This window comes from Lacticaseibacillus styriensis, from assembly GCF_030770295.1.
GTDB lineage: Bacteria > Bacillota > Bacilli > Lactobacillales > Lactobacillaceae > Lacticaseibacillus > Lacticaseibacillus casei.
This window is the reverse complement of record NZ_CP132483.1, coordinates 3,099,169-3,112,114: the sequence shown is the minus strand read 5'-3', so window position 1 is coordinate 3,112,114 and position 12,946 is coordinate 3,099,169. Positions and strand designations below refer to the sequence as shown.

The window sequence follows — 12,946 nt, the reverse complement described above, 5'->3', positions numbered from 1 at the left end:
CAACGTTCTATTTCTTGCTCAACTTACTTGCAGCTGCCTTGTCCAAGATGACAACAACATCCGGATGCTTCTGCAAAATAGATGCAGGCACGTCGTTGGTAACCGGGCCTTCGATCATCTTTTGAACGGCGTCGGCTTTGTTTTCACCAAAGGCCAGAAGCAAGATCTTCTTACTCTTCATGATAGAACCGATACCCATGGAATAAGCGTAACGCGGTACATCGTTCTTATTTTCAAAGAAGCGAGCGTTGGCGTCAATGGTGTTTTGGGTTAACGGAACTTTCCGTGTTTCTGCGTCAAACGGTGAGCCCGGCTCGTTGAAGCCGATGTGACCGTTGCGGCCAATTCCCAGAACCTGAATGTCGATTGGGTGATCGGCAATGACTTTGTTGTAACGCTTGGTTTCTTCTTCAGGATCCTTGGCAAGGCCGTTTGGCACGAAGGTTTCCTTAAACGGCTTCTTGTCAAAAAGGTGACTCTGCATGAAGTAGCGATAACTTTGATCGTTATCCGGTGACATGCCAACATATTCATCCAAGTTGATCGATGTCATGTTGCTGAAATCAACATCACTGTTCACCATTGCCTGATACATGGTGACAGGGGTGCTGCCGGTAGCCAGGCCGAGCACCTTGGCACCGTTGTCCATCCCTTGCTTAATCAGTTCAAATGCGTATTTACCTGCTTCTGTGTCGTTATCAAAAACTTTAACATCCATAATTGATATCCCCCTTATCTGGTCTAGTCCAATATAACATCGAAAAGTAACCTTGTCAACAATGGTCTATACCTAAATTTGAATTTTCTAAGAAAGCTTCTGTGCATTCGTCAAAATTTTGTATTAAGGAAGAAAAGCGGGTTTTTGAAGCTGACATCGTCATTAAATATTGCTGTCTCCGAGCAATCTGCGCCTTTTAAGATAACCCGTGAAACAGTTAGCGAATACTGTTATCGTCTATTTGGCGCTGTTTTGGCAAATAAATGTTGGAAAAGGCTTGGGGTGAATATTTGGCACAGCCAACTGTGCCAAAGTAGCTTTTGTCAGCGATTACATGAAGCGGTTACAATAATCTCCGTAAACAAGGGAAAGGAGTGTGTTTGCTTTGGAAGCTAAATCAGCAAACACGCCGGTAACGGAGAAGAAGAAATTCAATCTGAAGGCCGGTATGCAATCATTCGGGACCAAGCTTTCCGGCATGGTGTTGCCAAACATCGGTGCTTTTATTGCTTGGGGCCTCATTACTGCCATCTTCCTTAAAGGTGGTTGGCTGCCAAATGCGCAACTGGCTAAGATGATCACACCGATGGTCACTTACCTCTTACCATTATTAATCGCTTTTTCCGGCGGTTCGATGGTAGCCGGTCATCGTGGTGGCGTTGTTGGTGCTATTGCCGCAATGGGTGTCATTGTCGGCACCGACGTACCTATGTTCATTGGTGCGATGATTATGGGTCCATTAGGCGGATGGTGTATCAAAAAGTGGGACGACCGCTTTCAAGACAAAATTCGCCAAGGTTTTGAAATGCTGGTTAACAATTTCAGTGCCGGCATTATCGGCATGCTGTTAGCCATCGTTGGCTTTTTCCTGATGGGTCCTATTGTTTCAGGATTAACGAATGTCATGGCAACAGGTGTTGATTGGATTATCAACCATGGTTTGCTATGGATTGCCAATATTTTCATCGAACCAGCGAAGATCCTGTTTTTAAACAATGCGATTAACCAAGGTATTTTAACGCCGCTGGGCATTCAAGCAGCTGCTGCACATGGCAAATCTATTCTGTTCTTGCTCGAACCGGATCCGGGTCCAGGGCTTGGAGTATTGTTAGCCTTTGCTTTGTTTGGTAAAGGTTCAGCCAAGGGCTCTGCGCCGTCCGCCATCATTATTCACTTCTTTGGCGGTATTCACGAAATTTACTTCCCATATGTTTTGATGAAGCCAGCGTTGTTCCTGTCGGTTATGGCTGGTGGTGTTACTGGAACCACATTATTCTCTATCTTTAATGTAGGTTTGAAGAGTTCACCTTCACCTGGTTCAATCTTATCCTTATTCGCAATGTCGCCTGTTAACGTTTGGAACTATCTTGGCTTAATCATCGGTGTCACTGGTGCCACGACCGTTTCCTTCCTTATCTCAGCAGTCATCCTACGTCGGGATAAGAGCACGACCGGCGATGAATTAGCTGAAAGCGAAGCCAAGATGAAGTCCATGAAGGCTGAAGCCAAAGGACAAAATGTCGAGGCTGCCAAAGACGTGATGAATCAGGCTAAGGGCATCAAACAAATCATCTTTGCTTGCGATGCCGGCATGGGTTCAAGCGCAATGGGTGCTTCGATTCTGCGTGACAAGGTCAAGAAGGCTGGGTTGGATCTTTCAGTTACCAACACGGCGATCAGTAATTTGCAAGATAAGCCGGGACTGTTGGTTGTGACCCAAGACGAACTGGCGGATCGTGCCAAGAAACAGACGCCGGGTGCTGCTCACGTTGCGGTTGAAAACTTCCTGAATAGTCCGAAGTACGATGAAATCATTGCCAGTCTGAAAGCAGAAGCAGTTGGCGGTACGGACGAAACAGCCACTGCAGAAGCGCCGAAAGCGCAACAGGATACACCGGAAGACGAATTGAACGAGATTGATTTTGATAAGATTACGGAAGTTGACTTCCTGCATCATGATCAAAACATCGGCTCTGCGACGATGGCACAGGCAACTTTCCGTTCCGAATTGCGGAAACTCAACAAGGATGTCAAGGTACGCAATGTCGCGATCGGCGAGATTGAGGACAAAGACAACGTGTTGATTATCGCATCAAAGGAAACGGCACGCCGCGTTAAATTGCAATTTGCCAATGTTCAAGTCTACACCGTCGACGGTCTTTTGAACGCAACGAACTATGATAAACTTATTGATAAAATGAAATAGGCGAGGTCGAGTTGCGGCCGTCTGGGGCGAAAAACATGTTACTAACGAATCGTGAACAGGAAATGATCAAACTGATGATGAGTCAGCCCGCCGGTGTGAGCCGGGACGAGCTGCAACGACAGCTGGGTGTCAGCCGCCGGACCATTTACCGTGAACTTTCGCAACTGGAACATGATATTACTGCCTTGAACTTACAGCTCGACAAAGGTGATGGCAGTTCCTACCGGTTAACCGGCGCGACAACGGATCTGGCAAAATTGTCGGAGACGTTGGCCCAGCAACAACAAAACCTGACGTTCGATCCCAGTCAGCGGCAGAGTGCCTTGATCCTAATGATGCTGAATGCGGGCGCACCCAAAACCATGACGGCCTTAGCAACCGATGTGGATGTCAGCGTGACCACCATTAAACAAGACCTTGATATTCTGGAACCGGCACTCAATGAATATCATCTCAAGTTGAATCGCCAAAAAGCTGCCGGTATCTGGATTGAAGGCCAGGAAGGCGATATTCGGCGAGTACTTGTCGGCGTCTTGAATGCTGAAATTAATCCGTATGTGTTCTTTCGTTTCTTAAATGATCCGCGGCAAACCTTTGATCCGGTGACGGATTACTTCATCAAACGGTTACCGCAAGAAGAACTGCTGGCAGCCAATACGGCACTATCCCGCATCAAAGCACTAGCCGACCTGAGTGACAATCAACGCAAAGCAGTGTTACTCACCGTTGCCGTTAACACGCATCGGTTGCGTGAAGATCATCATGTGAAGGCCCAACCCCATTTTGACCAGGAACGGCTGTTTCAGGATCAACAACTGGCACTCCAGTTTCTAGCCGAAATGGATCCCACCATCCGGGAAAAAGTTCGCGTTGGCGACTATCAGTTTTTAGCAGTTGAACTCAGTAACATTCGTGGCGGCTTAGCCGGTGAACAGGTTGATCCGTTTGATTTGACCATTAACCTGGAAGTCCAAGAACTAATTCGCGAAGTGGCGCGAAAATTTCCCGGGAAATTTTCCGGAAATACGCAACTTTATTCCTCACTGCTTGCCCATGTTCAACGGACAACCGGCGGCGATTGGTTGCCTGGGGTCACGATGACGAATCCGGTGCTTGCTCATTTGCGGGATGACTATCCGGAACTTTATCAGGCTGTCCAACAAGCGGCCGATGACGTTTTCGGACGCGGCGCCTTTACCGGCAATGCGTTAGGCTATCTGGTTTTGTACTTCGCCTCGGTCTTGGATCATACGCGAACCGATGCGCCGGTTGCGGTGTTGCTGATCACAAGTGATGGTCCCGGAACCGGCAGTTTGATCGCCGGAAAATTACGAGTTCAGGTGCCTGAGATTCGCAAGATCAAAATCATTCAAGTCAGCGATTTACCTAAGCAGCAACTCGAACATTACGATTTGGTTTTGGCAACCATGCCGTTACCGGGTTTCAAACACCAATATCTAGTGATTACCCCGATCCTGGGGCGCGAAGAAATGGCCGAAATTCGCCGGTTAGTTCAAAAGGTCACCCCTAAACAGGTGCGACCGGCGAACCAACCGTCGCTGGATCAGACGGTCACGGCGTTTGAAAGTCTGAAAACAATGGTGATGGCGGCAGATGGTTTATTGCAACACTTTTCCGTAACTGACATGACGGCGCCAGTCACAACGATTGCGGCTGCGATTGACGCGATACTCAGCCGGTTACCGACTGTTGTTGCCGAAGCACCGGTGGTTAAAGAAGCTTTGTTAAAGCGGCTGGAGTTGGCCCCGGTCGGTATTCCGGACACTGGGCTGGCAATGATTCACACCAGCAGCCAAGGGGTCACCACCCCGTATATCGGCGTCTTTGATCTCACCAGCTCGTTACCGCTACCGGCGATGGACATGGGGACCATCCAGTTACAGCGAATCCTGTTACTGCTAACTCCGAATCCTGTTTCACAGGAAACATTAACCCTTTTGAGTGCGGTTAGCGCCAAGCTAGTTGCCTCACCAGCTGACTTACGGCTTTTTGAAAAAGGTAACTATAGTCAGTTATATCAAGTAATGACAGAAGTCTTTATGCACGAAATCCAAAAAATTGATCGAAGGTGACATGATGAAAGGACTCGACGTAAACACGATCAAGCTTGGTCAGGAAGCAAAGACCAGGGACGAAGCCATTCGTCAGGCCGGCCAACTCCTGGTCGACAATGGCAATGTTGAACCGGCTTATATTGATTCAATGATTGATCGTAATCGTGACGTTTCGGTATACATGGGCAACTTTATTGCGATTCCCCATGGTACGGAAGCAGGCATGAAATATATTAAAAAAACCGGGATCTCGGTGGTTCAATATCCGTGGGGTGTTGATTGGTCAGAAGATCCGGCTGACGAGAACTTGGTCACGGTGGTATTCGGCATTGCCGGATTGAACGGTGAACACCTCAAGCTCTTGTCGCAGATTGCGCTGTATTGCAGTGATGTGGAGAATGTCCAGAAATTAGCCGACGCGCAAACGCCGGAAGAAATCGTCAATTTACTGAAGGAAGTTGAATAAATTATGATGGAAGCAGTACATTTTGGTGCAGGTAATATTGGTCGCGGGTTCATCGGTGAAACACTTGCCGCGAATGGCTTTAAGATCAATTTTGTCGATGTTAACGAGACGATTATCAATGCGTTGAATCAGCGTGGCGAATATACGATCACGCTGGCGGCCCCAGGCGAGAAAAAGATTCACGTGGACAATGTTGACGGCTTGAACAATGCCAAGGATCCTGAGGCAGTTGTGAAGGCGATCGCTCAGGCAGATTTGGTGACCACTGCTATTGGCCCGAAGATTCTGCCAATCATTGCGCCGCTCATTGCGCAAGGACTGCAAGCCCGTGCCGCGGCCAACAATCACCAGCCGCTAGATGTGATTGCATGTGAAAACATGATTGGCGGTTCACAGGCGCTTAAAAAGAGCGTGTATGAACATCTCGATGACGCCGGCAAAACCTTTACCGATACGTATATTGGCTTCCCGAATGCGGCTGTTGACCGCATTGTGCCGCAACAAAAGCATGATGATCCGCTGGCGGTTAGCGTTGAAGACTTCAAAGAATGGGTTGTTGACGAAAGCCAGATGAAGAACAAGGATCTGAAGCTGAAGACCGTTGATTATGTTCCGGATCTGGAACCTTACATCGAACGGAAACTCTTCTCGGTCAACACCGGTCACGCCACAACGGCTTACACCGGCAAGTATCTGGGTTACACCACCATTGGCGAAGCAATCAAGGATCCGAAAGTCTTCAATCAGGCAAAAGGCGCACTGGCCGAAACCCGGTCATTGTTGCTCGCTGAGTTCAAGAACTTTAACGAAAAGGAACTCGAAACTTATCAAAATCGGGTGTTGCAACGGTTCCAGAATCCCTACATTTCCGATGATATTTCCCGGGTTGCCCGCACGCCGATTCGCAAGTTGGGTTACAACGAACGCTTCATCCGGCCGATTCGTGAATTAAAAGAACGCGGTTTAGATTACAGCGTTTTGATGGATACGGTTGGCATGATGTTCCATTACGTTGAACCAAACGATGCTGAAGCGGTTAAACTTCAGGCAATGCTAAAAGATCAGCCGCTGGTTGACGTGATTAAAGCAGTCACCGGCTTGAAAGATGCTGCTTTGATTGATGAAGTCGAAGCCAGTGTTAAGTCGAAGGACCGTTAAAAATTACAATGAAAATAAACGATTAGGTTGTCAGGTGCGTCACTGACAGCCTTTTTGCGTTAATATGGGAATAACCTTTTTAATGCGATGGTGACGAAAAGAAATAGGAGGCAATCTTGTATGGCTGATGAAGATGCAATGTTGGCGAAGATTCAAGCAGTCTGGGCACAAACCGGTGCGCGGGACAAGGCGCGGTATGCCGAAGAGCGGGTGCCCGAAAATGTTCACTGGGAGACGGAATATCGGTATGAGAATTCGGCTGATCCCCAGCAGACGTTGAATCTGTATTATCCGGCGAAACGGCGGAATGCGACATTGCCAACTGTGATTGATGTGCATGGCGGCGGCTGGTTTTATGGCGATCGGAACCTCAACCAAAACTATTGTCGTTACTTGGCGAGTCAGGGTTACGCCGTGATGGGAATGGGTTATCGGCTATTGCCGGATGTTGATGTTCGCGGTCAGATTCAAGACATCTTTTCAAGTCTGCGCTGGCTGTCGCATTATGGCCCTCAGCGCGGGTTTGACCTTGACCATGTCCTCTTGACCGGCGACTCGGCAGGCGGCCATCTAGCGTCCTTAGTTGCCTGCATTCAGCAAAGCGAGGAGCTGCGAGAACTCTTCGGGGTTAGCCGGGTTAATTTTAACTTTACCATGGTTGCTTTGGTCTGCCCCGTGGCTGAGCCAAGTAAACTGCCAGAAGCGGCCGGTGACATGAGTGAGATGGCATCGTTTTACCTGGATAAGCTGAGCGGCGGTGATCAGGCATTAGCGGACCATTTGAATTTCTCGCAGGTGGTTAAGGGCTTGGATTTGCCGCCATTCATGCTCATTGGCGGCCAAAATGATAGCTTTTACTTACAAAGTCAGGCCTTGTTGCAAGTCTTCGACGCCAATAAAGTCACCTACACGACCAAGCTATGGCCTGCCAGTGCCGGGCCGCACCTCAAGCACGTCTTCAATGTCCAGCACTGGGAATGGCCGGAAAGCATTGAAACAAACCTGGCAATGCTACGGACATTTGACGACCTCAGCAAGCAGCATGACGAAGCCGATGAAGACGAATTTGATTGAGTGCCGGGCCGCGGAACATGTTGAGCTAGACGATATTTGATCAATCACCATGAAAAAAACGCTTGGATGCGTTGTGACATCCAAGCGTTTTTTGCTGATCCGATTAGTAACCGGTTTAAAAGAAAATATCCAGGAACCGCTTGACGTGCGCCTGATACGCCGCCGGATTGACCCAGTAACTTTCCGCATGCGCAGCGCCGGGAACGATCCATAGTGCCTTAGGGCCAGCTGAGGCAGCGTAATTCTGGCGACCCATTTCAGTTGGTACGTAAACATCATTAGCGCCATGAATGACGAATAATGGCAGACGATTGTGCGTCAACGCCTGGCGAACATTTACAACGCGTAGGGGATAGCCTAGTCGTCGGTAATTGATAAAGCTTGCCAACGGAACCAATGGCATCGGTGGTAAGTGGAACTGCTTTTTGAGCAAGTACGCTAACTCTGTTTCGACATCCGTGTAGCCGCAATCTTCAATCACGGCTTTGACTTGCTTAGGCAGGCTAGGCTCGCTGGCGACTAACGAAACGGTTGCCCCGCCCATGCTGGTGCCAAACAGCAGTAACTTCGCGTCATTGCCCAGGCGGTCGAGAATGCGTTGCAGCCAGCCGAGGTAGTCAAGGCGATCCAACCAGCCAAAACTGATGTATTCGCCATCTGACTCGCCATGGCCGCGATCATCCGGCAACAAGACGTTGAAGCCTAAATCATAAAACATGTGGGCAAAATTACTCATGGTGATACCGGTGCCCTTGTACCCATGGCCGATAATGACGGCCTTTTTACTGCCGGGATGTGGTAACCAGAGCGCTTCGAGGCGCTGGTTGTCCGGGGCGGTCATGTGCCAGGCTTCGATATGGCGCTGACTTTCAACCCAATGGACGTGACTGTAATATAACGGAGCGTATTTTTGCATGGAGCTCCGTGCGTCCGGAATATAATTAATTCGGCGAAATGCATATTGATAAAAACGCTCAGCAGTTGCTAAGGTGCCCGCTGACAATAACAACGGGGTTGCAAGGCCGATCAAATGGCTTTGTTTCATGATAAAGAGCCCTCCATTTCCAAGTCTTGCAGTTGGATCAAAGCATGGCAAATGCTAAAGCTAACGTTGGCTGAAGCCTTGCTTATGAATCTGCAAATGTTCTGCTATCACTTTAACTCATTAGATAACCAGTCGCAATTTCTTGTTTTTTCTCGTATAATGACGGTGCAGACCGTTAAATATGAACAAGGGAGAAATCGATGCACGAATTAAAGTTGTTCAGTCTCAATGGTAATCGTCCATTAGCTGAAAAGATTGCGGAAGAAGTTGGATTACCGCTGTCGCCCGCGAACGTTAATCACTTTGCCGATGGTGAGATTCAGATCGAATTGCCGGAAAGTGTTCGTGGTGCTGATGTTTATGTGATCCAGTCAGTCTCTGATCCGGTTAATGAGAACTTCATGGAGCTCATGATCATGGTTGACGCTTTGCGCCGCGCCAGTGCACACCATATTAACGTGGTCATTTCATATTATGGGTACGCGCGTGCTGATCGAAAAGCGCGATCACGGGAACCGATCACTGCCAAATTAGTCGCTAACATGTTGGAAATGGATGGCGTCGATCGCATTGTGGCAGTCGAATTGCATGCCGACCAGATTCAAGGGTTCTTTGATATTCCGGTTGACCATCTCAAGGCTCACCGGTTGATCGGGGACTACTTTAAGAAGCTGAATCTCGGCGACAATGTCGTGGTCATTGCTCCAGATCACAGTGGCACCAAACAAGCGCGGGCATTGGCGGAAGAGTTACATACGCCCATCGCCATCGTGGACAAGCGCGATCAGGATCACATCGGCGTCATCGGTAACGTTGAAGGCATGCACGCCATCATCATTGATGACCTGATCGACACCGGTGACCGGATTGTTGACTCCTACAAGGCTTTAAGCGAAGCCGGCGCCCTCGACATATACGCCGCCGCAACCCACGGCGTCTTCTCACGCGGCGCGGTTGACCGAATCAAACACCTAGGCTTGAAAAAGGTCGTCATCACCGACACCATTCAGCTCGACCCCAAGCACCAATTCGAAGGACTCGCCCAAGTTTCCGTCGGGCCAATGCTGGGCAAGGCGATTAAGTTGATTAATAGTAATCAGTCGATTCATGTTTTGTTTTAAAAAGGCTTAAGCTATCGGTTTCAGGAGATGCGTCTTGTCTCGCTGAGACCGATTTTTTGTGCAAGCGTTAGTTTTTGAAGATTTAGGGCTAATCAGTAACAAGGAATGCGCAAAATTGATGACGCATAAGGGGGCCTGCAGCCACAGAATGGAGACTATTGCGGCCGGATAAACAGGCACTAAAGCAATTTTCCTTCAAAAAAGTTTGTAAAACACTTGCGCCAGTAAGGGGTACATGATATTATATTTAAGTCGTGAAGCGCGACAGACATAAGTCAATGGGTGGTTAGCTCAGCTGGCAGAGCAACGGACTCTTAATCCGTGGGTCCAGGGTTCGATCCCCTGACCACCCAGAATATAAACGTAACCGCAGCTTGTAAACGTTAATGGACGTTTGCAAGCTGCGGTTTTTGCGTAGTTTTACTAAGAGAAAATTTACAGCGGATGGCAGTCTTTACAAAGAAGGCTAAATGGCTCATTGATTTGCGTTTGAGTTTTTTGTTTCGATCTTTTCATTAACAGGGCTAATTGGAAAAGCGCTATTTTGCTCAAAGGAATCTCTTGCTTCTTTAAATTTTTTGGCCGTTTTGAGTTCAATCCTGTTTAGTTCATCTTCTGGTAATAGAATGAAAGTCCTGACGTTGTTGTCTCCAAGTAAGAATTCAATTAATTGTTGAGATCTTTTTTGGGGAGCATCTTTTGCTTTGATTGCTGGTGGGTTCTTTTCATTAACCTCAATCAACTCCAGGACAAGATTATTTTCAATTTTCTTTAGAACTTTATAGTAATTGTCATTCCAAAAAACATATGCATCCCGATTGATTGGGGAATAACCTGCCAAAAAGATAAAAGATACTAAACCCGTTAATGAGGATAAAACAAGTGAAAAATTCATTGTATATAGGCTGTAAAGAAAAAGGACTAAAGACAATTCGCTCATAGCTATTAGCACATTTTGAGCTATCTTATGAATTGTCGTCCCGCCCTGATACATAGCGATGGCGACATTATCATGAAGCTTTGAAGGTATAAGGCTAATGACTTTTAAGAAAGCCATTATTCCGCCCGTTCCTGCAAGAACTTTAAAAAACATTACCACATTTTCCATTTCTATTCCTCCGATTTCCTTATACTAATATTTTGATCTTAGCACATGGCATTCTCTAAAACATAATCTCTTGTGTAAGTTGGACCTGCTTTAGTCAGATACTTGTAGTGTCCGTCCACAGCCTGCTGCAATAATTTTATCTTTGCTGTCGTGGGGTTGTTACTGACAACGGTTGTTTCGTTTGTCCTGAATTGTTTCTGGGGGATTGACGAATCGATGTTTGATGAAGACGAAATCGAAGCTGCCGCCGAAGTATAATGCTTGGTAAGAAGAACATTCACGTCAATTTGGAATCATTAAACAGGAGGTCATCGAAAAATGGTTAAACGACTTTTGAGTGCCAGTACCAGTGAAGTGATGCAATTTAACGGGCAGGAGCTTAAGGAAAGTATTAAAGCGAGTGAAGGGCGCATTATTGTTAGCGAAAATATTGTGACGCAAGAGAATTTGGATAGCATTACTACTGCCGAGATCGCTGCGGCGTTTGGGGCGGATATGATTCTTTGCAATCGGCTCGATGTGTACAATCCGAAAATTTTCGGACTTTATCCCGGTGAACGCGATTTATATAGCGCGCCTAAGCATGATGGTAAGGCGAGTATTGCGCGGCTTCAGAAGTTGGTGGGGCGGCCTATTGGCATCAACATTGAGCCGATTGGTGACCATCCAAATATGATGGAGAATCAAATTTCCATTTTGCCTGGTTGCACGGCCAGCGAGGCGGTTATCAAGAAGGCCGAGGAGATGGGCTTCCAGTTTATGGTTTTGACCGGTAATCCGGGTACCGGCGTCACGAATGCGGAAATCGCCCACAGCATTGCTTTGGCCAAAACGTACTTCAGCGGCTTGATTATTGCCGGGAAAATGCATGCCTCGGGCGTCGATGAACCGCTGATGAGCGAGGAAACCGCGAAAAGATTTATCGATGCAGGTGCTGATGTTATTTTGGCGCCGGCCGTTGGATCGATTCCGGGATTTGATGAGGCTGCTTTGAAGGCGGTGGTGCAGGTGGTTCATCGCGCGGGCGGTTTGGTCATGAGTGCGATCGGGACGAGTCAGGAAGGCAGCGGTAGCCGTGTGCTTCAGGAGATGGCTATTCGCAATAAAATCTGCGGCGTGGACATGCAACATGTTGGTGATTCCGCGTGGGGGTTTGAGTCGCCAGTTGACAACCTGTATGCCATCAGCAAGGCCATTCGCGGGGAACGGCATACGATCCAACGCATGGCAAGGTCGATTAATCGTTAGGATTGACGAAACTTTTTATCGTGAAAAGACGCAACATCTGCCTTTTGTGCCCGGAAGTTCAAAGTGGATTAAGACAACATTTTCGACAGTATCCGGCTGACCGAGCTGTTTGATTCTTCTTTTTGTCATTAAATTGTACACTATAGGTAACGCAAACCAGCCACTCCAATGCGAAGGCTGGGGTGACGCGATGACAGAAAGGCCGTGAGAAAATGCACGAAGATCTGGGTAGTTATGCATATGTTCAGCGTGTTTACAATGCCAATATGCGTCTGGCTGATTATCGGTTGCCGGCAACGGCTAAAGATGGAACCGTTAAGTTTTTTGATGATGGCTTGATTAAGCTGACGATGCAGATCGCCAACGGACGCGTGACCAAGATTACGATTGTGACCACCAATCCGCGTTCCTCGGCGTACATGCAGGTTTTTGAAGGCTTCGAGTTTGGCTTTGATGCTGTCAGCACGTGGATTCAAAATTACGAGGAGACCACGCGAACTCATGGCCCTTCTAAAGGGATTGTGAAGGGTATTCTGGCTGATTACAACACGACTGCCGATAACGTCTTGACGGTCAGCTTGACACGCGTTGCAGGGACGGCGCCGGAATGACTTTTGGGTGCATCAATAACAGGCGCGTTCGGAGATGAGCGTCAGGAACACCGCGAGCTTTATTATTGAAATCATTTTGTGATCATGCTAGGTTAAGACGTACGCGCGGATTGATG

11 protein-coding genes and 1 tRNA gene are annotated in these 12,946 nt (G+C 47.8%); 9 read left to right on the top strand and 3 right to left on the bottom strand.

Translation table 11 applies throughout. The features are described from left to right. Positions 1–7 precede the first annotated feature (7 nt). Positions 8–718: a glucosamine-6-phosphate deaminase gene (nagB, locus tag LACSTY_RS14570; RefSeq protein ID WP_087913191.1), complete on the bottom strand. Its 711-nt coding sequence runs from the start codon at positions 716–718 to the stop codon at positions 8–10. Between the two features lie 385 nt (positions 719–1,103). Between nagB and LACSTY_RS14565 the strand changes: the two genes are divergently transcribed. The 5 genes from LACSTY_RS14565 (at position 1,104) to LACSTY_RS14545 (ending at position 7,697) form a co-directional block, all read left to right on the top strand. After that, complete coding sequence (locus LACSTY_RS14565; protein WP_087913190.1) at positions 1,104–2,924, top strand: PTS mannitol transporter subunit IIBC; 1,821 nt, start codon at positions 1,104–1,106, stop codon at positions 2,922–2,924. A 35-nt stretch (positions 2,925–2,959) separates the two neighbouring features. Further along, entirely contained in the window at positions 2,960–5,017 is a 2,058-nt protein-coding gene (locus LACSTY_RS14560) for a BglG family transcription antiterminator (protein WP_087913189.1), read from the top strand. A 4-nt stretch (positions 5,018–5,021) separates the two neighbouring features. After that, positions 5,022–5,465, top strand: coding sequence for a PTS mannitol transporter subunit IIA (locus LACSTY_RS14555; RefSeq protein ID WP_047106766.1), 444 nt, complete (start codon positions 5,022–5,024; stop codon positions 5,463–5,465). A gap of 3 nt (positions 5,466–5,468) precedes the next feature. After that, entirely contained in the window at positions 5,469–6,623 is a 1,155-nt protein-coding gene (locus LACSTY_RS14550) for a mannitol-1-phosphate 5-dehydrogenase (protein WP_087913188.1), read from the top strand. 120 nt (positions 6,624–6,743) lie between these two features. Further along, positions 6,744–7,697, top strand: a complete 954-nt coding sequence (locus LACSTY_RS14545) for an alpha/beta hydrolase (RefSeq protein ID WP_087913187.1) — start codon at positions 6,744–6,746, stop codon at positions 7,695–7,697. 115 nt (positions 7,698–7,812) lie between these two features. Here LACSTY_RS14545 and LACSTY_RS14540 read toward each other — a convergent pair whose 3' ends face one another. Beyond that, entirely contained in the window at positions 7,813–8,742 is a 930-nt protein-coding gene (locus LACSTY_RS14540; RefSeq protein ID WP_025013268.1) for an alpha/beta hydrolase, read from the bottom strand. Positions 8,743–8,942: 200 nt separating this feature from the next. On the opposite strand from LACSTY_RS14540, the gene LACSTY_RS14535 reads away from it, so the two are divergent. Both LACSTY_RS14535 and LACSTY_RS14530 read left to right on the top strand, forming a co-directional pair. Next, positions 8,943–9,863, top strand: a complete 921-nt coding sequence (locus LACSTY_RS14535) for a ribose-phosphate diphosphokinase (RefSeq protein ID WP_087913186.1) — start codon at positions 8,943–8,945, stop codon at positions 9,861–9,863. Between the two features lie 280 nt (positions 9,864–10,143). Next, positions 10,144–10,216: transfer RNA gene (locus LACSTY_RS14530), tRNA-Lys, on the top strand. 122 nt (positions 10,217–10,338) lie between these two features. Here LACSTY_RS14530 and LACSTY_RS14525 read toward each other — a convergent pair. Next, entirely contained in the window at positions 10,339–10,971 is a 633-nt protein-coding gene (locus tag LACSTY_RS14525) for a hypothetical protein (RefSeq protein WP_087913185.1), read from the bottom strand. Positions 10,972–11,289: 318 nt separating this feature from the next. Here LACSTY_RS14525 and LACSTY_RS14520 point away from each other — a divergent pair, with 318 nt between their 5' ends. Together LACSTY_RS14520 and LACSTY_RS14515 are read left to right on the top strand one after the other, a co-directional pair. Then, complete coding sequence (locus LACSTY_RS14520; RefSeq protein ID WP_087913184.1) at positions 11,290–12,219, top strand: DUF7916 family protein; 930 nt, start codon at positions 11,290–11,292, stop codon at positions 12,217–12,219. 212 nt (positions 12,220–12,431) lie between these two features. Further along, a complete protein-coding gene (locus tag LACSTY_RS14515; protein ID WP_025013278.1) occupies positions 12,432–12,830 on the top strand; it encodes a hypothetical protein in 399 nt (132 codons plus the stop codon). The last annotated feature ends 116 nt before the right edge of the window (positions 12,831–12,946 follow it).

Excerpts from the sequence above, each read along its gene's own strand:
- LACSTY_RS14555 (WP_047106766.1), top strand. The coding sequence starts at position 5,022 with ATGAAAGGACTCGACGTAAACACGATCAAGCTTGGTCAGGAAGCAAAG.
- LACSTY_RS14525 (WP_087913185.1), bottom strand. The coding sequence starts at position 10,971 with ATGGAAAATGTGGTAATGTTTTTTAAAGTTCTTGCAGGAACGGGCGGA.
- nagB (WP_087913191.1), bottom strand. The coding sequence starts at position 718 with ATGGATGTTAAAGTTTTTGATAACGACACAGAAGCAGGTAAATACGCA.
- LACSTY_RS14515 (WP_025013278.1), top strand. The coding sequence starts at position 12,432 with ATGCACGAAGATCTGGGTAGTTATGCATATGTTCAGCGTGTTTACAAT.
- LACSTY_RS14560 (WP_087913189.1), top strand. The coding sequence starts at position 2,960 with ATGTTACTAACGAATCGTGAACAGGAAATGATCAAACTGATGATGAGT.
- LACSTY_RS14550 (WP_087913188.1), top strand. The coding sequence starts at position 5,469 with ATGATGGAAGCAGTACATTTTGGTGCAGGTAATATTGGTCGCGGGTTC.
- LACSTY_RS14545 (WP_087913187.1), top strand. The coding sequence starts at position 6,744 with ATGGCTGATGAAGATGCAATGTTGGCGAAGATTCAAGCAGTCTGGGCA.
- LACSTY_RS14540 (WP_025013268.1), bottom strand. The coding sequence starts at position 8,742 with ATGAAACAAAGCCATTTGATCGGCCTTGCAACCCCGTTGTTATTGTCA.
- LACSTY_RS14520 (WP_087913184.1), top strand. The coding sequence starts at position 11,290 with ATGGTTAAACGACTTTTGAGTGCCAGTACCAGTGAAGTGATGCAATTT.
- LACSTY_RS14535 (WP_087913186.1), top strand. The coding sequence starts at position 8,943 with ATGCACGAATTAAAGTTGTTCAGTCTCAATGGTAATCGTCCATTAGCT.